This window comes from Micromonospora sp. DT68 (assembly GCF_049847245.1).
Lineage (GTDB): Bacteria > Actinomycetota > Actinomycetes > Mycobacteriales > Micromonosporaceae > Micromonospora > Micromonospora profundi.
This window is the reverse complement of the sequence record NZ_JBNCNZ010000022.1, coordinates 27,234-46,828: the sequence shown is the minus strand read 5'-3', so window position 1 is coordinate 46,828 and position 19,595 is coordinate 27,234. Positions and strand designations below refer to the sequence as shown.

At 70.5% G+C, this 19,595-nt stretch carries 19 protein-coding genes; 13 read left to right on the top strand and 6 right to left on the bottom strand.

Annotation, left to right across the window (positions count from 1 at the left end; genetic code table 11):
- Window positions 1-25 precede the first annotated feature (25 nt).
- The 12 genes from ACPXB1_RS27780 to ACPXB1_RS27725 are packed head-to-tail and all read left to right on the top strand — an operon-like array spanning window position 26 to window position 11,470.
- Window positions 26-823: an SDR family oxidoreductase gene (locus ACPXB1_RS27780; RefSeq protein WP_355597652.1), complete on the top strand. Its 798-nt coding sequence runs from the start codon at window positions 26-28 to the stop codon at window positions 821-823.
- Window positions 824-847: 24 nt separating this feature from the next.
- The gene (locus tag ACPXB1_RS27775; protein ID WP_355597650.1) at window positions 848-2,389 is read left to right on the top strand and encodes a class I adenylate-forming enzyme family protein; all 1,542 of its coding nucleotides are present in this window, start codon (window positions 848-850) and stop codon (window positions 2,387-2,389) included.
- Complete coding sequence (locus ACPXB1_RS27770) at window positions 2,389-2,928, top strand: MaoC family dehydratase (protein WP_088947019.1); 540 nt, start codon at window positions 2,389-2,391, stop codon at window positions 2,926-2,928. Before ACPXB1_RS27775 ends, ACPXB1_RS27770 begins: the two co-directional genes overlap by 1 nt.
- Entirely contained in the window at window positions 2,925-3,959 is a 1,035-nt protein-coding gene (locus ACPXB1_RS27765) for an LLM class flavin-dependent oxidoreductase (RefSeq protein WP_355597648.1), read from the top strand. Before ACPXB1_RS27770 ends, ACPXB1_RS27765 begins: the two co-directional genes overlap by 4 nt.
- The gene (locus ACPXB1_RS27760) at window positions 3,956-5,233 is read left to right on the top strand and encodes a CaiB/BaiF CoA transferase family protein (RefSeq protein ID WP_355597646.1); all 1,278 of its coding nucleotides are present in this window, start codon (window positions 3,956-3,958) and stop codon (window positions 5,231-5,233) included. The genes ACPXB1_RS27765 and ACPXB1_RS27760 overlap by 4 nt, the downstream gene beginning before the upstream one ends.
- Window positions 5,230-6,624, top strand: a complete 1,395-nt coding sequence (locus ACPXB1_RS27755) for an MmgE/PrpD family protein (RefSeq protein ID WP_425736003.1) — start codon at window positions 5,230-5,232, stop codon at window positions 6,622-6,624. Before ACPXB1_RS27760 ends, ACPXB1_RS27755 begins: the two co-directional genes overlap by 4 nt.
- The gene (locus ACPXB1_RS27750; RefSeq protein ID WP_425736002.1) at window positions 6,621-7,847 is read left to right on the top strand and encodes a Rid family hydrolase; all 1,227 of its coding nucleotides are present in this window, start codon (window positions 6,621-6,623) and stop codon (window positions 7,845-7,847) included. The genes ACPXB1_RS27755 and ACPXB1_RS27750 overlap by 4 nt, the downstream gene beginning before the upstream one ends.
- Complete coding sequence (locus ACPXB1_RS27745) at window positions 7,844-8,344, top strand: FAS1-like dehydratase domain-containing protein (protein ID WP_355597640.1); 501 nt, start codon at window positions 7,844-7,846, stop codon at window positions 8,342-8,344. Before ACPXB1_RS27750 ends, ACPXB1_RS27745 begins: the two co-directional genes overlap by 4 nt.
- The gene (locus ACPXB1_RS27740; RefSeq protein ID WP_355597638.1) at window positions 8,341-8,784 is read left to right on the top strand and encodes a MaoC/PaaZ C-terminal domain-containing protein; all 444 of its coding nucleotides are present in this window, start codon (window positions 8,341-8,343) and stop codon (window positions 8,782-8,784) included. Before ACPXB1_RS27745 ends, ACPXB1_RS27740 begins: the two co-directional genes overlap by 4 nt.
- Entirely contained in the window at window positions 8,781-9,923 is a 1,143-nt protein-coding gene (locus tag ACPXB1_RS27735) for an acetyl-CoA acetyltransferase (protein WP_355597636.1), read from the top strand. Before ACPXB1_RS27740 ends, ACPXB1_RS27735 begins: the two co-directional genes overlap by 4 nt.
- Entirely contained in the window at window positions 9,923-10,300 is a 378-nt protein-coding gene (locus ACPXB1_RS27730) for a Zn-ribbon domain-containing OB-fold protein (protein WP_355597634.1), read from the top strand. Before ACPXB1_RS27735 ends, ACPXB1_RS27730 begins: the two co-directional genes overlap by 1 nt.
- Window positions 10,301-10,312: 12 nt before the next feature.
- Window positions 10,313-11,470 (top strand): acyl-CoA dehydrogenase family protein, encoded by a 1,158-nt coding sequence (locus tag ACPXB1_RS27725; protein ID WP_355597632.1) that lies wholly within the window; start codon window positions 10,313-10,315, stop codon window positions 11,468-11,470.
- 164 nt (window positions 11,471-11,634) lie between these two features.
- Here ACPXB1_RS27725 and ACPXB1_RS27720 read toward each other — a convergent pair whose 3' ends face one another.
- The 5 genes from ACPXB1_RS27720 to ACPXB1_RS27700 are packed head-to-tail and all read right to left on the bottom strand — an operon-like array spanning window position 11,635 to window position 18,313.
- A complete protein-coding gene (locus tag ACPXB1_RS27720) occupies window positions 11,635-12,534 on the bottom strand; it encodes a hydroxymethylglutaryl-CoA lyase (protein WP_355597630.1) in 900 nt (299 codons plus the stop codon).
- Window positions 12,531-13,157 (bottom strand): isochorismatase family protein, encoded by a 627-nt coding sequence (locus ACPXB1_RS27715; RefSeq protein ID WP_355597628.1) that lies wholly within the window; start codon window positions 13,155-13,157, stop codon window positions 12,531-12,533. Before ACPXB1_RS27715 ends, ACPXB1_RS27720 begins: the two co-directional genes overlap by 4 nt.
- The gene (locus tag ACPXB1_RS27710; protein WP_355597626.1) at window positions 13,154-15,025 is read right to left on the bottom strand and encodes a hydantoinase B/oxoprolinase family protein; all 1,872 of its coding nucleotides are present in this window, start codon (window positions 15,023-15,025) and stop codon (window positions 13,154-13,156) included. Before ACPXB1_RS27710 ends, ACPXB1_RS27715 begins: the two co-directional genes overlap by 4 nt.
- A 2-nt stretch (window positions 15,026-15,027) precedes the next feature.
- A complete protein-coding gene (locus ACPXB1_RS27705) occupies window positions 15,028-17,103 on the bottom strand; it encodes a hydantoinase/oxoprolinase family protein (protein ID WP_355597625.1) in 2,076 nt (691 codons plus the stop codon).
- A 10-nt stretch (window positions 17,104-17,113) separates the two neighbouring features.
- On the bottom strand, window positions 17,114-18,313 hold the full coding sequence (locus ACPXB1_RS27700; protein WP_355593224.1) for a CaiB/BaiF CoA transferase family protein: 1,200 nt from the start codon (window positions 18,311-18,313) through the stop codon (window positions 17,114-17,116).
- Window positions 18,314-18,470: 157 nt separating this feature from the next.
- On the opposite strand from ACPXB1_RS27700, the gene ACPXB1_RS27695 reads away from it, so the two are divergent.
- Window positions 18,471-19,208, top strand: a complete 738-nt coding sequence (locus tag ACPXB1_RS27695) for a GntR family transcriptional regulator (RefSeq protein WP_355593226.1) — start codon at window positions 18,471-18,473, stop codon at window positions 19,206-19,208.
- A 79-nt stretch (window positions 19,209-19,287) separates the two neighbouring features.
- Here the strand turns inward: ACPXB1_RS27695 and ACPXB1_RS27690 are convergent, their stop codons facing one another.
- Entirely contained in the window at window positions 19,288-19,590 is a 303-nt protein-coding gene (locus ACPXB1_RS27690) for a hypothetical protein (protein WP_355593228.1), read from the bottom strand.
- Window positions 19,591-19,595 lie beyond the last annotated feature (5 nt).

The following is a 19,595-nucleotide window of genomic DNA, read 5'->3' as shown; positions in this document are numbered from 1 at the left end:
CCGACTTGAGTGGGCAGGAGCAGTCATGCGTAAGGCAGTCATCACCGGCAGCACCAAGGGGATCGGCTTCGCGCTCGCCCGCGAGCTGCTCTCGCGGGGCCACTCCGTCGTCGTGTCGGGGCGCTCACGAACGGCCGTGGACGATGCCGTCGCGCGGCTGCGCCCGCAGGCCGCCGCGGCGGCCACCGTCCATGGAATCGCCGCGGACGTCACCGACGCCGCGCAGGTCGAGCGGATATGGAGTGCCGCGGTCGACGCGCTGGGCGGCGTCGACCTGTGGATCAACAACGCCGGTGTCGCCAACACCACCCGGCCGATCGTTGACACCGCGCCGGAGGACGTCCGGACGATGGTCACCACGAACATGCTCGGCACCGTGTACGGGTCGCAGGTCGCCGTCCGCGGCATGCTCGCCACCGGCGGCGGCCAGGTCTTCAACGTGCTCGGCGGTGGCAGCGACGGCGCGATCCGCCCCGGCATGGGGGTCTACTCGGCCACCAAGCGCGGCCTGGACTCCTTCACCCGGGCACTGGCCAAGGAGGTCACCGGTACCGGCGTGCGGATCGGCCAGATCCGCCCCGGCATCCTCATCACCGAGGGGTGGCTGCGCGAAGCCGCCGCCGCACCGGAGCAGGTGGCGCGGCAGCGCCGGCAGCTCAACATCCTGTGCGACCACGTCGACGACGTAGCGCCGTACCTGGTCGACCGGATGTTGGCGAGCACCCGCAACGGCGACGCGATCGCGTGGCTCACCACCGCCCGGATGACCCGCAAGTTCCTCACGCCCGGCAAGCGGGACGTGCTCGCCCGCTACGGACTCTGACCGACTCAGGAAGGACGGCACCGGGTGAAGGGTGTGCAGCTCAACATGGCCGCCGGGATCCGCGAGTTCGGCCGGGCCACGCCCGGCCGGGTCGCGGTCGTCGACGGCGACCACGCCGTGACGTTCGGCGCGCTCGACGAGCGCTCCAACCGGCTCGCGTCCGCGACGCTCGCGCACGGCATCGCCCCCGGTGAGCGGATCGCGGTGCTGAGCAACAACCGCTACGAGTACTTCGAGATATCGGCGGCGATGGCCAAGGCCGGCATCCCGACCGTGCCGTTGAACACGAAGAACAACAGCTCGGACAACGCCTACATCCTCGCCCACTCCCGGGCGAGGGGGATCATCCTGGCCGACGAGCTGGCCGGCAACGTCGACGGCCTGCTCGACGACCTGCCGCTCGTGCTCAGCTTCGCCGGCGAGGTCGGCCAGCGGTACGAGACGTTCCTGGGACAGGGCCGCGCGGTCGATCCGCAGGTCCCCGTCGACGAACTCGACCCGTTCTGCGTCACCTACACCTCCGGCACGACCGGGCGGCCCAAGGGCGTCCTGCTGACCCACCGGGGACGGGTCCTCACCGCGTTCGGAGTCGGGCTGGACTACGGGCTCGGCCCCAACCGCAGCACGATCGCCGTCGCACCGATGTACCACGGCGCGGGGTTCGCGTTCGCCTACACCGCCCCGATGCTCGGCGGCTCGTGCAGCGTGCTGCCGACCTGGGATCCGGAGCGGCTGTTGGACCTGATGGCCTCCAGTCGCGCCTCCACGGTGTTCCTGGTACCCACGCACGCCCAGCACCTCCGCCGGTTCTGCGAGGAGCCGGCCGCCCGGTACGACCTGTCGGCGCTGCGGACGCTCTACTTCAACGCCGCCGCGTTGCCGGTCGCGCTGAAGGAGTGGGTGATCGCCGCGTTCCCCGGCGTCGACGTGCACGAGCTGTACGGCTCGACCGAGTGCTCCATCGTCACCAACCTGCGCCCCGAGTTCGCCCTGGAACGGGCCGGCAGTGTCGGGCATCCCTGGTTCTGGAACGAGATCCGGCTCAAGGACGACGACGGCAACGAGGTCTCCCCGGGTGAGCCCGGCGAGCTGTTCGCCCGCTCGCCGCTGCTGCTGGCCGGGTACCTCGACGACGAGGAGGCCACCCGGGCCGGATACGACGCCGACGGGTTCTTCTCCGTCGGCGACGTGGCCGTGCGCGATGAGGAGGGCTTCATCACCATCTTCGATCGAAAGAACGACATGATCATCGCGGGCGGGGTGAACATCTTCCCGCGCGAGATCGAGGAGGTCATCGCCCGCCACCAGCCGGTCGACGAGGTCGCCGTCATCGGTGTGCCCGACGAGGTGTACGGCGAGCGCATCGCCGCGTTCGTGGTGGGCCGCCCGGGGACGCGGATCGACGTCGGAGCCCTGGAGGGCCACGTCCGGCAGCACGTGGCGCGCTACAAGGTGCCCCGCGAGTGGCACGTCGTCGACGCGTTGCCGCGTAATCCGAGCGGCAAGATCCTCAAGCGGATGATCCGCGACGGGTACCTCGCGCGTCGTCAGAAGGAGATTGGCTGATGGGGCTCAAGCAAGGCTGGACCGGGCGGTTCTTCGAGGACTTCGAGATCGGAGACGTCTACCAGCATCCCCTGGGACGCACCGTCACGGAGACCGACAACACCTGGTTCACGCTGCTGACCATGAACACCAACGAGATGCACTTCAACGCCGAGTACGCCGCACGGTCGGAGTTCGGCAAGCCGCTCGTGGTGTCGACACTCACGGTGGCCATCGCGGTCGGGCAGAGCGTCACCGACCTGACCCAGAACGCGTTCGCGAACCTCGGCTGGGACGAGATCCGGATGACCCACCCGGTGTTCGCCGGTGACACGCTCTACAGCGAGTCACTCGTGCTGGAGAAGCGCGAGTCCGCGTCCCGCCCGCATGCCGGCATCGTCACGGTGCGCACCCGCACGCTGAACCAGCACGGCGACGAGGTCTGCTCCTTCAAGCGCACGTTCTATGTGTACCGCCGGGGCGCCGAACAGCTGGAAAACCTCTTCCCGGTGGGGAAGTCCCCACTTTCCCTCGACGGCGACAGCAAGGAAACGGCATGAGGCTCACGTACCAGCCGTGGGGGGAGACGCTCGCGGAGCTGGCCGACGCCGGGCGCCGGGCGGAACGCGCGGGCGCCGAGGTGCTGTGGGCCTCGGAGCTGCACCGCAGCGCGACCGGCACCGCCGCGGCCCTGGCCGGGGCGACGTCGACCGCACGGATCGGCACCTCGATCATCCTGGCGTTCACCCGCAGCCCGATGATCACCGCGCTGGAGGCGCTCGACCTGGACGAGCTGTCCGGCGGCCGGTTCGTGATCGGCCTCGGCTCCGGGGTGCGCCGGCTCAACGAGCAATGGCACAACGTGCCGTTCGGCAAGCCGGTCGGTCACCTGCGCGAGACGGTCCACAACATCCGGCTGTTCTGGGACGCCTGCACCACCGGCGCCGAGATCCGGGCCGACGGCGAGTTCGAGCCGATGCACATCCGCGGTTACGAGCGGCCGTACGCCGTTCCGGAGCGGCCGATCCCGGTGTACCTGGCCGCGATGGGCCCGCTGATGACCCGGCTGGCCGGCGAGATCGGCGACGGCTGGATCAGCCACGAGCTGTGCTCACCGGGGTACCTGCGGGAGCACATCCTGCCCGACCTCACGCTCGGCATCGACCGCGCGGACGGCAAAACGCGCCACGACGTCGACGTCGTCGTCTCCGCGTGCTGCTCGGTGGCCGCCGACCCCGCGCTCGCCCGCCGCCGCGCCGCCGGTGTGGTCGGCTTCTACGCCACGGTCCGCACCTACGCCGACTTCTTCGCGTTCCACGGCCTCGCCGAGGACCAGCAGGCCGTCATCGACGCGTTCCGGGCCGGTGCCGGAGCGGACCACCTCGCGGGCAGCGTCAGCGACCGGATGGTCGACGCGCTCACCATGTCCGGCACCCACGACGACGTCGCCGCCCGGATCGCGGCCTATGACGGCATCGCCGACACCGTGAAGCTGAGCCCGCCGACCCACGGGCTGCCGGCCGTCGAGATCCGCGCGGCCCAGGACGAGATCATCGCGCTGATCGGTGAGCTGACGGGAGCGACCACGTGAGACCGCTGGAGGACCTGCGCATCATCGCGGTCGAGCAGTACGGCGCCGGGCCGTTCGGCAGCGTGCACCTGGCCGACCTCGGCGCCCAGGTCATCAAGATCGAGGACCCGCAGGCCGGCGGCGACGTCGGCCGGTACGTGCCGCCGTACGCCGAGGACGAGGACTCGCTCTTCTTCGAGACGTTCAACCGCAACAAGCGCAGCATCTCCCTCGACCTGAACACCGCCGCCGGGCGCGACGTCTTCGAACAACTCGTCGCGGTCTCCGACGTCGTCTACTCCAACCTGCGCGGGGACGTGCCGGAGAAACTGCGCATCCGGTACGACGACCTCAAGCACCTCAACCCGCGCATCGTGTGCGTGTCGCTGACCGGGTTCGGGATGACCGGGCCCCGCAAGCAGGAACCCGGCTACGACTACGTGTTGCAGGGTCTCGCCGGCTGGATGGAGCTGACCGGTGAGCCGGATGGACCGCCCACCAAGTCCGGACTGTCACTGGTGGACTACTCGGGCGGCTTCGTGGCCGCGATCTCGCTGCTGGCCGGGGTGCACGCCGCCCGCCGCGACGGCGTCGGGATGGACTGCGACGTCAGCCTCTACGACACCGCGGTGTCGATGCTGACCTATCCCGCGACGTGGCACCTGAACGCCGGGTTCCAGCCGGTCCGCACACACCACTCGGCCCACCCGTCGCTCGTGCCGTTCCAGGCGTTCGAGGCCAAGGACGGCTGGATGGTCGTCGGCTGCGCGAAGGAGAAGTTCTGGGCCCGGCTGTGCCAGATCGTCGGCCACCCGGAGTGGGCCGAGGCCGGCTCGCCGTACGCGACCTTCGCCGGCCGGCGGGAGCACAGCGCCGACCTGGTGCCCCGGTTGGAGGCGATCTTCCGGCAGAAGACCGTCGACGACTGGCTCACGCAGCTCTACGCCGGGTCGATCCCGTGCGGCCCGATCAACGACGTCGGCGCGGCCCTGGTGGACGAGCACACCGCCGCCCGGAACCTCGTGGTCACCACCGACCACCCCCGCTACGGCGAGGTACGGCAGCTCGCGTCCCCGGTGCGGGTCGGCGACGAGACGCCCACCTACCGCCGGGCACCGCAGCGCAACGAGGACCTCGCACTCGTCACCGAGGAGATCCTGGGCCTGGACGCGTCTCAGGTGGTGGCGCTGCGGGCGGCCGGCGCGTTCGGCGATGCCGAGCCGGCACACGGCGCGAACACCCCCGACACCCCCGACACCCCTGACAGCCTCGACACAACAGCCACGTCACGATGATCGCCGAGGAGCTTGCCGAGTGGGGCACGGGCCACGTCGAAGTGCCGGCCGCGGTCCGGGCCGCAGCGCTGCGGCACCTGCTCGACGGGGTCGGAACGGCGCTGGGTGGGCTGAGCGCCAGCCCCATGACGGGGGAGCCCGGTGAGCCGTCGCCGATACCGGCCGTCGTCGTCGCCCGGGAACTCGGCGGGCCTCCGGAGGCGACGATCATCGGGTCGCGGGGCCGGGTCGGTGCGCCGGCCGCCGCGCTCGCCAACGGCACCCTCGTGCACGCACTGGACTTCGACGACACCCACGCTGGCGGCCTCGTGCACGCCACAGCCGTGGTGCTGCCGGCCGCGTTCGCCGTCGGCGAGCACGTCGGCGCGCCTGGCCGGGCCGTGATCGAGGCCGCCGTCGTCGGCTACGAAACCGTGTGCCGGGTCGCCGCCGCCGCGTCGCACGGATTCCACGCCCGCGGGCTGCACGCCACGATGGTGGCCGGCGTGTTCTCCTCGGCGATCGTCGCGTCCCGGCTGCTCGGCCTCGACGCCGCGCGGACGACCGACGCGCTCGGCATCGCCGGCAGCCAGGCCGGCGGGCTCCTCGCGTTCCTGCACAGTGGAGCCTCGACGAAGCAGCTGCACCCGGGATTCGCCGGGCACGCCGGCATCCTCGCCGCCCGGCTGGCCGCGGCCGGGGCCGGCGGCCCGGCGAACGTCCTCGACGGCCCGCACGGTGTCTACGACGCACTGGCCGCCGGCGCGGTCGACCTCGCGTCCATCACCGCCGAGCTCGGCACACGCTGGGAGACCACCCGGATCGGCATCAAGCCGTACCCGGCGTGCCAACTCTCCCACGCCGCGATCGACGCGGTCCGCGACGCGGTGCGCCGCGGCGGTGTCCGTTCCGGCGACGTCGCCGCGATCGACGTCGACGTGCACCCCGACTCGGTGCCCACGGTCTGCGACACCCGGCGGGACCTGGCGCGACCGGCGTCGCCGTACGCGGCGAAGTTCTCGCTGCCGTGGAGCATCGCCGCCGCCGTCGTCGACGGTGACCTGACCACCGCAACGTACGAGCCGGACTCGCTCGGCCGACCCGAGGTGGAACGCGTTGCCCGGCTGGTGCGTTGGCACGTTGCCCCCACCGGCGGCCCCGCAGCCGACGCGCCCGGCACCGCCCGCATCACGCTCGTCGACGGCTCGGCCGTTCCCGGCAGCGTGCCACGCAGCGCGGGCGGCCCGGACAACCCGCTGACCGACGAGCAGCTCGTCGCGAAGTTCCACAGCAACGCCGGTGGCGACACCACAGACGTCGTCGACCTGCTGTCCCGTCTCGACGAGCTGGACACCATCGAACCGCTCATGGCGGCGCTGGCCGCCGCCGGTACAGGCAGGGACCGCCCGTGACACCACACGCCATCAAACCGCCCTCCTTCCGCTGGTTCCCGTACGACGGCTTCACGTTCTGCCTCGGCCTCGCCGAAGGCGACGCGGCCTGGACCTCCGGCCACACCTCCGCCGCGTTCGACGAGGCCGTCGGCAGGATGACGGTCACCGGGGACATGGCGGCGCAGGCGCGCACCGCGTACGAGAAGGTGCTGACGATCCTGGCGGCCGCCGGGTTCGGGCCGCAGGACGTCACCCGGGTCACCGAGAACGTGACGGTCGCCGGGCTCGCCGAGTACGAGGCGGCCGCAGCGGTCCGGCGGGAGGTCTTCGGCGACCACGAGCCCGTGCTGCGGACGGTCGTCGTCGAGCGGCTCGTGCGGCGTACCGCGCTGCTGGAGGTCGAGCTGCACGCGGTCCGCGGCGGCGGCGAGGTGCTGGTCGCCAGCGAACCCCGGCAGGCCGGCACCTGGCGGGCCGCCACCGTGGGCACCGGCCACGACGGCGCGGTGTACCTGCCGACGATGCTCCCGCTCGACGCCACCGGCGCGGTGGTCCACCCCGGCGACTTCGCCGCCCAGTACGCCTACTGCCTGGACCGGGCGGGAGACCTGCTCAAGGCGGCCGGGCTCTCCCTCGACGCGGTGGTCACGACCTACGACTACTCGACCCCGGCGACCCGCGACGTCTACCGCCGTACGCACCGGGTGCGCAGGGAACGCCTCGGTGGCGCCGGTGTCTACCCGGGCGCGGGCGGCATCCTGATGAGCCGGCTGCACCACCCGGACGCCCTCGTCGCGATCGGCGTCACCGCCTCCCGGCACCGGTTGGAGCTGGTCAACCCGGGCTGGTCGCGCTACGACACGCTCACCTACGCCCCCGGGGTCAGGGCCGGCCGGACCCTGTACATGTCCGGGTTCGCGGCGCTGGACATGCAGACGCAGCAGGCCCTGCACCCCGGCGACATCGTGGCGCAGGCCGAGGCGACGTACGGCGCGATCCTGCACCTGCTGCGCCACGCCGGCCTCGGACCGGAGCACCTGCTGGAGACGACCGAGTACTGCGTCGAGTCCGCGCTGCCGGCGTACCGGGGCGTGGCCGGCGTGCGGGAACGACTGCTCAGCGCGCCCTGGCCGGCGTCGACCGGGGCGATCTGCAAGGCCCTGCTGCGCCCCGAGTTCCTGTTCGAGGTATTCCCGACGGCGGTGTATCCGAACATCAGCGGAGCGGAGGAGACGGCGTGAGCCTGCTGACCGACGACCTGCGCGCCCTGTTGGGCACGCGGAAGGTCTACACCGCGCCGGAACCGCTCGGCGCCGCGGCCGGCCGGTACTTCGGCCTGGCCATCGGTGACGACAACCCGCTGTATTCGGACCCCGGGTTCGCCCGCGCGCAGGGCCTGCCGGGCGTGACCGCTCCGCCGACGCTCATCTGCGAGACCAACCAGTACGCGAACCTCCCGATGGACGGCGACGGCTACGCCGGACACTCCTGGCACCTCGATGTCCCCGGCACCCGCCAGGTGCGCGGCGGCAACAGCTACACGTTCCACCGCCGGGTACGCCCCGACGACGTCATCACCGCGACCTGGGAGATCCACGACCTGACCGAGAAGCAGACCCGCACCGGCGCGGACATGCTCGTGGTCTCCTCGCGCGCGACGTACACCAACCACGACGGCGAGCTGCTCGCCGTCAACGAGGAGACGATCATCCTGGTCAGCCTGGACGGTGCCGCATGACATCCCGGGTGCCACCGAACGTCGGGGATGCGCTGCCCGCGCTGGAGCGCACCATCACGCTCACCGACATGGTCGCCTACGCCGGTGCCACCTGGGACTGGTACCGCCTGCACTTCGACCCCGAGTTCGTGGCCGCCGCGCGGGTCCCGGGCCCGGTCGTGGACGGGCAGGTGTTCGGGGCGCTCTTCGTCGAGCTGCTCCAGGACACGCTCGGCCCGCGCTGCTTCGTGCACGAGCTGTCGTTCACGTTCCGCAACCTGATGTTCGCCGGCGAGACGGTCCGGTGCGAGGGCACGGTGGTCGAGGTCGGTGCCGACCGCATCCGGGTGGACCTCTCCGCCACGATCCTGGCCAGCGAGTACGGCCCGCAACGGCCCGCCGCCCGCCCTGCCCACGCGACGGTGCTGCTGGGCACGGCCGACGGGCCGGGCGCCCGGTGACCGGCGTTGCGATCGTCGGTGCGGCCGAGTGCGACCTCGGCAGCACCGGGAAGTCCACGCTCACGCTTCAGACCCAGGCCGTCACACGGGCGCTCGCCGACGCCGGGCTCACCCTCGCCGACGTCGACGGACTGGCCACCACCGGAGTGTCCCGCTTCTCCACCACACAGCTCGCCGAGTACCTCGGGCTGCGGCCCCGCTGGGTCGACTCGACGTTCGTCGGCGGGTCGGCCGCCGAGATGATGGTCGCCCGCGCCACGCAGGCGATCGACGCCGGCCAGGCTTCCACCGTGGTCATCAGCTTCGCGTCGAACCAGCGCTCCGCGCGCTCGCGCAGCCTTGGCGGGATCGTCGAGGAGCACACCCCGGAGGCCCAGTTCGAGGCGCCGTACGGCCCGCTGTACCCGCTGTCGTACTACGCGATGGCGGCGCAACAGTACTTCCACCGGTACGGCGGCACGCGGGAGAAGCTGGCCGAGATCGCGGTCGCCGCCAGGCAGTGGGCGCTGCTCAACCCGGCCGCGTTCCGCTACGACGCCGGGCCGCTGACCGTCGACGACGTGCTCGCCGCGCCGATGGTCTCCAGCCCGTTGACCGTCGCCGACTGCTGCCTGGTGACCGACGGCGGCGGGGCGGTCGTGCTCACCACGCTCGACCGGGCCCGCGACCTGCGGCACCCGCCGGTGCGGGTCCTCGGGTACGGCGAACGGTCGACGAACACGTCGATGACCGCCGTCGAGGACCTGACGGTCACCGGTGCGCGCGAGTCGGGTCGGGAGGCGTTCGCCCGGGCCGGCATCACACCCTCCGACGTGGACGTGCTGGAGGTTTACGACTCGTTCACCATCACCGCCGCGCTCAGCATCGAGGCGCTGGGCTTCTGCGGACCGGGGGAGGTGCTCGACTTCATCCAGGACGGCCGGATCCGTCCCGGCGGCGAGCTGGCGTTGAACACCTCCGGCGGCGGCCTGTCGTACTGCCATCCCGGTCAGTACGGGGTGCTGCTGTTGGTGGAGGCGGTCCGCCAACTGCGCGGCGAGGCGGGAGCCCGGCAGGTGCCCGACGCCCGGGTGGCCGTGGCGCACGGCACCGGCGGGATCCTGTCCACGCACGCGACGGTCGTGCTGGGGGTGCGGTGATGCACGTACCGCCGCCCGACGACGTGACGGCCGGCTGGTGGGACGCCACCCGGGAGCACCGCTACACGCTGCAGTCCTGCGGGTCCTGCGGGCACGTCCAGCATCCGCCGCGTGCGCTGTGCACCGCCTGCTCGTCGATGGTGGATCTCGGGTTCGTCGAGGCGTCCGGCCACGGCGTCGTGGACACGTTCACCGTGGTGCACCGGGCACCCGTGCCGGAGGCTGCCGTGCCGTACACGATCGCACGGATCCGGCTCGCCGAGGGACCAGTCGTGCTGTCCACCCTCGAAGGGCAGGACTGGCGGATCGGCGACCCGGTCCGTGTCGGTTGGCTCGACCTCGACGACGGCCGGGCGCTGCCGGTCTTCCACCGCTGACGGAGGCTATCCATGGACTTCACGCTCACCGAGGAGCAACAGGACTTCCGTGCCCTGCTCCGCACGTTCGTCGACCGGGAGATCATCCCGGTCGCGCGCGAGTGGGAGCAAACCGGGCGGTACCCGACGGAGATCGTGCGGGGGATGGCCGAGATGGGGCTGTTCGGCATCACCGTGCCGGAACAGTACGGCGGCCTCGACCTCGACCCGGTCTCGTTCGCGCTGGTGTTCGAGGAACTCGCTCGCGGCTGGATGGGCATCGCCGGCATCCTCGGCAGCCACTCCCTGGCCTGCCGGATGATCGCCGTGCACGGCACCGAGGAGCAGAAGCAGGCATACCTGCCCGACCTCGCCACCGGCGCCCGGCGGACCGGCATCGGCCTCACCGAGCCGGACGCCGGCACCGACCTGCAGGGCATCCGCACCACCGCCCGCCTCGACGGCGACCACTACGTCGTCAACGGCACCAAAATGTGGATCACCAACGCGCGGTACGCCGACCCCCTGCCGGTGCTGGTCAAGACCGACCCGCACGCCACGCCCACGCACACCGGCATGAGCGTGCTGCTCGTCGACGCGACGCTGGACGGCTTCCAGGTCCTGCGGGACATCCCGAAGCTCGGCTACAAGGGCACCGAGTCCTGCGAGATCCTCCTCGACAACGTGCGGGTACCGAAGGGCCGGTTGCTCGGCGGCGTCGAGGGCGTCGGCCTCAAGCAGGCGTTGTCCGCCCTGGAGTGGGGCCGGGTCAACATCGCCGCCCGGTCGGTCGGCATCGCGCAGCGCGCCCACGACGAGGCGCTGGCCTACGCCCGGCAGCGCAAGGCGTTCGGCAAGCCCATCGCCGAGTTCCAGGCGATCCAGCTCAAGCTCGCCACCATCGCGATCCAGCTCCAGGCCGCCCGCCTGATGGCGTACTGGGCTGCCGACGCGGTCCGGCGCGGTCGCGCCGACGGGCAGACCGGGATGGCCAAGGTGTTCTGCTCGGAGGTCGCCCTGGAGGCCGCGATCGACGCGATGAAGGTGCACGGCGGCTACGGCTACTCCACCGAGTTCGAGGTCGAACGCCTCTACCGGGACTCGATCCTGATGAGCATCGGCGAGGGCACGAACGACATCCTCCGGACCGTCGTCGCGAAGGCGCTCGTACGCGGCGAGGTGACCGTCTGATATGCCCCTGATCCTCACTGGACGTTTCGGACAGACATGAGAAAGCCGCGGGGCGGGGCACCGACGGGCTCATCGTCGACTTCGCGGCAGGGAAGCTTCAGCTGGTCGAAGCCGACGGCCAGCGAGCCATGTGCCGGGCAGACTCTCCGGCGTCCAGGTCGGGCTCAGGTGGGAAAACCGCCCGCCCGGAGCAGAGCGCCGGGGAGTTGCTTGCCGAGTCTCCGTTCCAGCCAGGAGACGGCCGAGGTGAGTTCCTCCAAATTCAGGCCGGTGGGCCGCCCCAAGCGGTCGAAGAGGTAGACGAGATCCTCGGTGGCGACGTTTCCGGTCGCCGCCGGTGCGAACGGGCAACCGCCTGTTCCGCCGATGCTGGCGTCGAGGGTGGTGACGCCCGCTTGGACTGCCGCGACCGCGTTGGCCACGCCGGTGTGTCGGGTGTCGTGCAGGTGCAGCCGCAGCGGTGTCCGGGATTGCGTGATCTCCCGAGCGAGCGTCAGCCGTTCGGTGACGTCGGAGGGTACGGCCACTCCGATGGTGTCGGCGAGGGCCAGTTCGTCCGGACCTGTATCCCGCACCCGGGTGAGTACCTCCCGCAGCTGGTTCGGCGGGACCTCGCCTTCGAACGGGCATCCGAACGAGGCACCCACGGTCACCGTCGTGAACACCCCTGCCTCGCGAGCCGCCTGCACAAGTACTGCGGCCGTGTCACAGGCGTGGGCGGTGGTCATGCCCTGGTTGCGGCCGCAGAAGGTGTCCGTGGCCACGACGACGACGTTGATCTCGTCGACGCCCGCGGCCAGAGCCCGGTCCAGGCCGCGGCGGTTCATCACCAGGCCCGCGTACCGGACGCCGTCGTGGCGGGGGAGCGCGGCCATCAACTCGTCCGCATCCGCCATCTGAGGAACGCGGGCGGGGTTGACGAAGCTGGTCACCTCCACTCGCCGGGCTCCCGCGCGTACCGCCCGCTCGACGAGTTCTACCTTGTCGCCGGTGGTGAGCAGCGTCGCCTCGTTCTGCAGGCCGTCGCGGGGCGAGACCTCGACGATGTCGATCATGGTTGTCATCGCTCCTCCGACAGGTACGCGACGGCCCTGGCCTCGCTGATCACCTCGGCGTACTTGGCTTGCAGGTCATACAGGCTCGCCTCGTGCGGACCGGTGGCGCGGTCCGCTACCGCTTCGGAAACCACCAGCGGGACGAGACCGTGCTGGATCGCGTCCACCGCGGTGGCGCGGATGCAACCGCTCGTGCTCACGCCGACCAGCACGACGGTGTCGATGCGCTCCGCGCGCAGAGTGGACGCCAGCGACGTGCCGAAGAAGGCGCTGGCGTACTGCTTGACCAGCACCAGTTCATCCTCGGCGGGGGAGACCTGCGGCATTAGCTCACCCATCGCGCCGCCGCCGGAGAAGAGTTGCCGAAGGGCGGTGACCTTCCGGACGAACAGGCCTCCGTCGACCCCGCCGGGCCCGTACGCGACTCGGGTGTGCAGCACGGGAACCCGGTGGTCGCGGGCCGAGGCGATGACCCGGCCAGCCGACCGCAGGCAGTCCGCGGACGGCAGGCACAGTGGGCTGGCCGGGTCGAAGTAGGCCCGCATCAGGTCGATGACGAGCACGGCGGGACGGGCACCGGGCGGGAGCGTGCCCCCGAATCCGTCGTCGCCGCTGTCCGACACGTGGGTCATCGGGCGACAGGCGGGCGAGGAGCAGGAAGACCGGTCTCCTCCAGGCACCGCTCCAGGATGGTCTCCATCGGCGGCCCCATGTCGAACGTGGGCAGCGGGTCCGGGCGTCCGTGGCGCAGCTCGGCCCGTACCCCCTCGGTGGCCGCGACGTCGACGGTGCCGGCCTCGTCGCAGACGACGCCGAAGCGGCGGGCGCCTTCGGGGGTGACCAGGCCCCGGCGGACCTCGAGGCCGACGAGTTCCGGATCGCGGGCGAGCGGGTCACCCCATCCGCCACCACCCCAGGTGACGAAGTGCAGCACGTCCCCGGGCGCCACGGGGACGTCGTGGACCTTGCTGCCCAGGATCTCGGTGCCGCCGTCGGCACGTTCGAGCCACTTGCGGCCGCGGGCGCCGGGCTCGCCGCCGTTGACCCCCCACGGGTACGTGAGCCAGCGGTCGTCGTGGATCGCGATCGTGCCGGCCTCCAGGAACCGGTACGCCACGTCGACGCCGTTCCCGCCGCGGTGGAGCCCGGCGCCACCGGTGTCCGCGATGGTCTCCCAGCGTTCGATCCGCAGGGGGTAGTAGGACTCCAGGTACTCGCACGGGATGTTGACGAACGACGGCCACAGTGAGTGGCCGTCCGGGCCGTCCCCCAGCGGCCGGCCGGGAATCCCGCCGAATCCGATCGAGTACAGCTGGAACCACTCGCCCTTGCGCTCACCGGGCCCGTAGGTGCCCGAATACATGAAGTGCGGCGACGATGAGAAGCCGGCGGCGTTGAGCAGCCCGGGGTTCGTCTGACCGAGCAGGCCACCGAACAGGTCGAAGACGCGACCGATGCCGTGGTTGCGCGCGTTGAGGGCGGCCGGGTACGCGGGCTTCCAGAACGAGTCGTCGGGGATCGTGACGTCGACCAGCGGATAGAAGCCGTCGTTCCAGAGGATCTGCGGATCGGCCACGGTGATCATGTAGATCCCGAAGAACATTCGGACGAGGTTCTCGTTGATGTAGTAGTTGATCGGGCCCTGCGCCTGCGGGCTGCTGCCGGTGAAGTCCAGCAGCACCTTCTCACCGGTACGGGTCAGACTGAGCCTGAGCTCGTAGGGGCCGTAGCCGAGGCCGTCGTCGCAGATGTAGTCGGTGAACGACAGCGTCTCGCCTTCTCTGAAGACCGCTGCGAGCAGGGTCTTCATCGCCCGGTAGTTGCGGTCCAGGAGTTGGTCGAGCGCGGAGTTGTAGGTGTCCACCCCGAACCGGGCGCACATCTCCTGGACCCGCCGGGAAGCCGTCCGGCACGCCGCGACGATCCCGTTGAGGTCGGCACGGTTCCAGTCGGGCTTCCGCACCTGGTTGAGGATGATCCGCAGAGCGTCCTCGGCCAGCTCTCCCTTCTTGTACAGCTTGAAGGGCGGGATCACCACGCCCTCCTCGAAGATGGTGCGGGCATCCGTCGGCATCGACGCCGGCGTCTTGCCGCCGACGTCGGACATGTGCCCGAACATCGCCGCCCAGCCCACGATCCGGCCCTCGAAGAAGATGGGCAGCACCACGAGCCAGTCGTTCGCGTGACTGATCGCCGCGCCGCAGGAGTACGGGTCCGACGTCAGGAGGACGTCGCCCTCCTCGATGTCGCCGTCGAAGTTATCCAGGAAGTCGGGGATGGACAGTCCGAACTGTCCCACCATCATCTTTCCGGCCGGGTTGGCGATCAACGGGAACTCGTCGTGCTGTTCACGGATCCCCGGCGACAGCGCGGTCCGGAAGAGCACCTCGTCCATCTCGTAGCGGGCGTTGCGCAGCCCGTTCTCGATCAGGTCGATGGTGACCACGTCGACATCCACGGAGCGAAGTGGTCCGGTAGCGGTCTCGATGAGGCGTGCCATGGTCAGTTCTCCCGGTGGGTGTCGACGGGGCGGATGAGGAGGCTGCCGCTCGGATGCACCGCCGCCGTGTGCCCAGGCAGCACGAGCGTGGTGGAGTCCATCTCGGTGATGATCGCCGGACCGGGCACGACGTTGCCCGCTCGCAGCAGGGACCGGTCGTAGATTCCCGCTTCCACCTCGGCGCCCTCGACCCAGATGCGATGGTGGGCCCGCAGGGCGGGGCTCGGGTCCGCGTCACCGTGCTCAAGTTCGGGCGCGGCGACCTGGGGCCGGGGACCGTGCGCGGTGGCCCGGACGGTCACCAACTCGTGTTCGGCATCGAGAACGAAGGAGAACAGTCGCTGGTGATCGGCGTCGAACGCCGACCGCAGCGCCGCGAGCCCGCCGCCGGTCCCGTCGAAGGCGTCGACGTCCACCACCACCGGGATCTCGAAACCCTGTCCGTGGTAGCGCAGGTCGGCGGAGTAGACGACGTGCTGCTCCTCCTCAGGGACGCCCTGCTCGCTGAGCGTGGAGCACGCCTTGCTCGCGAGTTCGGTGAGTACCGCGCGAAGGCTCTCGTCGGTCATCTCGTTGAAGCGGCGCACCAACGTCCGCACCGACTCGTCGCGCAGATTGGTCGTCGCGTCGCCGTAGGCGCACAGCACTCCCGGCGACGGCGGAATGATCACCGGCCAGGCCCCGGTCAGTCTGCCGAGAGCGTTGGCGTGCAACGGGCCGGCGCCACCGAAGGCCACCAGCGCGTAATCGCGCGGGTCGAAGCCCTGCTGCACCGACACCAGCCGCAACGCCCCGAACATGTTCTCGTTGACGATGTCGATGATGCCCGCGGCGGCGGCCTCGACCGACTCCAACCCGGTGGCGTCGGCGATCGACTTCACCGCCGCTCGTGCCGCCGCACGGTCCAGCGTGATCTCGCCACCGGCCAGATCGGTGGGCAGGTAGCCGAGCACCACGTTCGCGTCGGTCACCGTCGGCTGCTCACCGCCCGCCGCGTACGCGGCCGGACCGGGTGCGGCACCGGCCGACTGCGGCCCTACCCGGAGCGCCTGAGTCAGCGGCGGTACGTGGGCGATGGATCCGCCGCCGGCACCCACGGTTCGTACGTCGACGGAGGTGGCGCGGACCTTGAGGTCCCCGACTGTGGTCTCCCGACCCACCCGCGGCGTAAGCCCCTGTACCAGGGCGACGTCGGTGGACGTGCCGCCCATGTCGAAGGTCAGGAAGTCCGGGTAGCCAGCCTGCTCCGCCACCCAGGTCGCGCCGGTAACCCCGCCGGCAGGGCCGGACAGTAGCAGGTTCACCGGGTTGTCCGCGGCGACGGCCGCGGAGACCAGGCCACCGTCGCTGCGCAGGATGCAGAGCCGGCCGTCCACCCCGGACTCGCGCAGCTGCGCCTCAAGGTTGGCAACGTAGCGCGCCACCTGCGGCTGCACGGCCGCGTTCGCCACGGTGGTGATGGTCCGCTCGTACTCGCGAAGCTCCGGCAACACCGAGGACGACAGCGACACCGGTACGCCCGGAAGCTCCTCGGCGGACAACTCGGCCACCCGGCGCTCGTGCTGCGGGTTGGCGTAAGAGTTGATCAGGCTGATGCTCAACGCCTCGATGCCCTGCGCGTGGAGCTTGCGCAGCTTCGTGCGGACGTCAGCCTCGTCGAGTTCGGTCACCACCGCGCCGTCGGCGCCGATCCTGCCGACGACCTCCACGGTGTCCTCCAGCGCCGCCAGCGGCTCCGGCTTCGGCCAGATGATCCAGCCGGCCAGGCCACCTGGCACGAAGGAACGGGCGATCTGGAGCACCTGCCGGAATCCATCGGTGGTGACCAGCCCAACCCGGGCGCCCTTGCCCTCGAGGATCGCGTTCGTGGCGACCGTGGTGCCGTGGAACACCTCAGTGATCTCCGACATGCGCACGCCGGCGGCCTCGCAGGCCCGCTCGATGCCACGCAGGACCCCGATGGACTGGTCCTCGGGCGTGGAGGAGGTCTTGGCCCGGTAGGTCTTTCCGGTCGCCTCGTCGATCAGCAGGATGTCGGTGAACGTTCCGCCTACGTCCACGCCGAGTCGGTAGGTCATGGTTCCTCCCTCAGATGACGCCGGCATTACGCAGCGACGCCATCGCGTCGTCGCCGAGCCCCAGCAGGTCGCGATAGATGTCCTCGTTGTGTTCACCGAGCTCGGGGCCGACGTGCCGGACCCGGCCCGGGCTGTCAGAGAGCTTGGGTACGACGTTGTGCATGGCGAACTCCCCGAGACCGGGGTGGGTCAGCCGGACTATCGCCTCCCGCGAGGCGAAGTGCGGGTCCTCGAGCATGTCCCGGGCCCTGAAGATGCGGCCTGCCGGAACGCCCTGGGCGTGCAGCCGTTCGAGTAGATCGTCGGCCGCGAGCGTCGAGCTCCATTTGGCGACCAGGCCGTCCAGCTGCTCCATCCACTGGCCTCGGGCGCCGTGGGTGGCGTACTTCTCGTCGGTGGCCAGCTCCACCTGCCCCATCGCCTCGGCGAGCCGGCGGAAGACTGTGTCCTGGTTTGCCGCGATCAGCACCATCTCGCCGTCGGCCGTCGGGTAGGCGTTGCTCGGGGACACGTTCGGAAGGGTCGTTCCGGTCCGCTCCCGCTGGTAGCCGGCGATCTGGTACTCGGGGATGAGGGACTCCATCATCGCCAGCACGGCCTCGTAGATGGCCGAGTCCACCACCTGGCCTCGACCGGTACGTCCGCGCTGGTGCAGCGCCACCAGGGTGCCCAGGCAGGCGAACGTCGCCGCCAGCGAATCTCCCAGAGAGACGCCGGCCCGGGCCGGAGGGCGATCGGGGTCGCCGGTCACGTACCGAATTCCGCCCATCGCCTCGCCGATCGATCCGTATCCGGCACGTGACGAGTACGGGCCCGTCTGCCCGAAGCCGGTCACGCGGGTGACGATCAGGCCGGGGTTGATCTCCCACAGCCGCTCCGGGGCCAACCCCCAGCGCTCCAACGTGCCGGGCCGAAAGTTCTCGATCAACACGTCGGCCCGCGCGATGAGCTGACGTACCAGATCCTGACCCTGCTCGGTCCGCAGGTTCGCGGTCACGGACTTCTTGTTCCGCGCCACCACCGGCCACCAGAGCGACTTGCCGTACGGCTTCTCGCGCCCCCACTGCCGCATGGGGTCGCCCTGACCCGGGTCCTCGACCTTGATCACCTCGGCGCCGAAGTCACCCAGGAGTTGACCGCAGAACGGCCCTGCCAGCAGCTGCCCGAGCTCGATCACCCGGATGTCGTCAAGCGGCAGTGGAGTGCTCATAAGCTCCTCAATCAAGGTCTCTTTGCATGCAATTCACGACTATGTGTCTCTCGTTACAGCATGCTCGTGCTGGGAAAATAGGCCCCGGCTCCTCGGGTGTCAATGGACTGCAGGGAGATTGCATACAACCCGCCGTGTTGTTACGGTGCCGAGCATCATGAGTGACCACACGCCACTGCGGGAGGCCGACAACGGCCACGCCGCCGACGATGCCTATCGGCTGATCCGGGAACAGATCCTGTCCGGGCAACGGTCGGCCGGCGCGTGGCTCCGTGAGGGCGAGTTGGCCGAGTCGATCGGGGTGAGTCGGACGCCCGTCCGGGAGGCGCTCAGACGGCTGACCGCGGAGGGTTTGGTCCGCCACGAACGCAACCGTGGCGTGCAGGTCCAGGCGTGGAGCATCCACGATCTCGACGAAATCTTCAGCCTGCGGTCCGTGCTCGAGCCGTGGGGCTGCCGACTGGCGGCGACCACGGGAACCATCGACGTGGACGCGCTCGACGCGCTGGCCCACCGGATGGACGAGGTAGCGCCGGACGGACGACCGACCGATGTGGACGAGCTCACCGAGCTGAACAACCGGTTCCACCGGATGATCCTCGAGGCGTCCGACAACAGCCGACTGACTGGTGTCGTCTCCTCGGTGATCCAGATGCCGCTCGTCTGGCGTACCTTCTCCCGCTACAGCCCGGCCGCGCTGCGCCGTAGCCTCGCTCACCACCACGAGCTGGTGGCGGCCCTGGCCGCGCCCGACCCCGACTGGGCGGAGTCCGTTATGCGCAGCCACGTACGCGCGGCATGGCATTCCATCCGGCTGCGAGAGGGCGGCGACCGGGCGTCCGGCCCGGAACTGCCGAACCAGGTCAGCACAACCGCAGGTCACCCGCCGCTCTGATCGTGTGGTCGGGTTCAGCGATCGCGCGAATGGGCTTCGACACACGCGACGTGGTCCAGGGCACGGGCTGAACTCCTGCTCAACCGAGTCGGCCGTCGCCGTGGTGTGCGCTGGCGCGGATCACCCCGGTGGCGGCGCTGATCCGCTCGGGCGGCGAATCCGGCCGGTACTCCATCGCGCCGGCGGCACCGAGCTGGAACTGGTTCCACAGCACGTTGGCGAACCCCTTGGCGATCTTGTGTTCGCACTGCGGGTTCGGGTGCAGACAGCTTGGCGTTGTACGCGCTGATCTTGCTGCCCAGATCCGGTTGCGCGTCCAGCGGTGTGCGTTGCGGGACGGTGGCGACCAGGATGCGGACGTCGGGCCTGCCGGCTCGGGCATTGGCG

What these genes read in the sequence shown, in the direction of transcription:
- ACPXB1_RS27780 (WP_355597652.1), top strand. Translation starts at nt 26, where the DNA reads ATGCGTAAGGCAGTCATCACCGGCAGCACCAAGGGGATCGGCTTCGCG.
- ACPXB1_RS27770 (WP_088947019.1), top strand. Translation starts at nt 2,389, where the DNA reads ATGGGGCTCAAGCAAGGCTGGACCGGGCGGTTCTTCGAGGACTTCGAG.
- ACPXB1_RS27765 (WP_355597648.1), top strand. Translation starts at nt 2,925, where the DNA reads ATGAGGCTCACGTACCAGCCGTGGGGGGAGACGCTCGCGGAGCTGGCC.
- ACPXB1_RS27755 (WP_425736003.1), top strand. Translation starts at nt 5,230, where the DNA reads ATGATCGCCGAGGAGCTTGCCGAGTGGGGCACGGGCCACGTCGAAGTG.
- ACPXB1_RS27740 (WP_355597638.1), top strand. Translation starts at nt 8,341, where the DNA reads ATGACATCCCGGGTGCCACCGAACGTCGGGGATGCGCTGCCCGCGCTG.
- ACPXB1_RS27730 (WP_355597634.1), top strand. Translation starts at nt 9,923, where the DNA reads ATGCACGTACCGCCGCCCGACGACGTGACGGCCGGCTGGTGGGACGCC.
- ACPXB1_RS27725 (WP_355597632.1), top strand. Translation starts at nt 10,313, where the DNA reads ATGGACTTCACGCTCACCGAGGAGCAACAGGACTTCCGTGCCCTGCTC.
- ACPXB1_RS27720 (WP_355597630.1), bottom strand. Translation starts at nt 12,534, where the DNA reads ATGACAACCATGATCGACATCGTCGAGGTCTCGCCCCGCGACGGCCTG.
- ACPXB1_RS27715 (WP_355597628.1), bottom strand. Translation starts at nt 13,157, where the DNA reads ATGACCCACGTGTCGGACAGCGGCGACGACGGATTCGGGGGCACGCTC.
- ACPXB1_RS27710 (WP_355597626.1), bottom strand. Translation starts at nt 15,025, where the DNA reads ATGGCACGCCTCATCGAGACCGCTACCGGACCACTTCGCTCCGTGGAT.
- ACPXB1_RS27705 (WP_355597625.1), bottom strand. Translation starts at nt 17,103, where the DNA reads ATGACCTACCGACTCGGCGTGGACGTAGGCGGAACGTTCACCGACATC.
- ACPXB1_RS27700 (WP_355593224.1), bottom strand. Translation starts at nt 18,313, where the DNA reads ATGAGCACTCCACTGCCGCTTGACGACATCCGGGTGATCGAGCTCGGG.
- ACPXB1_RS27695 (WP_355593226.1), top strand. Translation starts at nt 18,471, where the DNA reads ATGAGTGACCACACGCCACTGCGGGAGGCCGACAACGGCCACGCCGCC.
- ACPXB1_RS27690 (WP_355593228.1), bottom strand. Translation starts at nt 19,590, where the DNA reads ATGCCCGAGCCGGCAGGCCCGACGTCCGCATCCTGGTCGCCACCGTCC.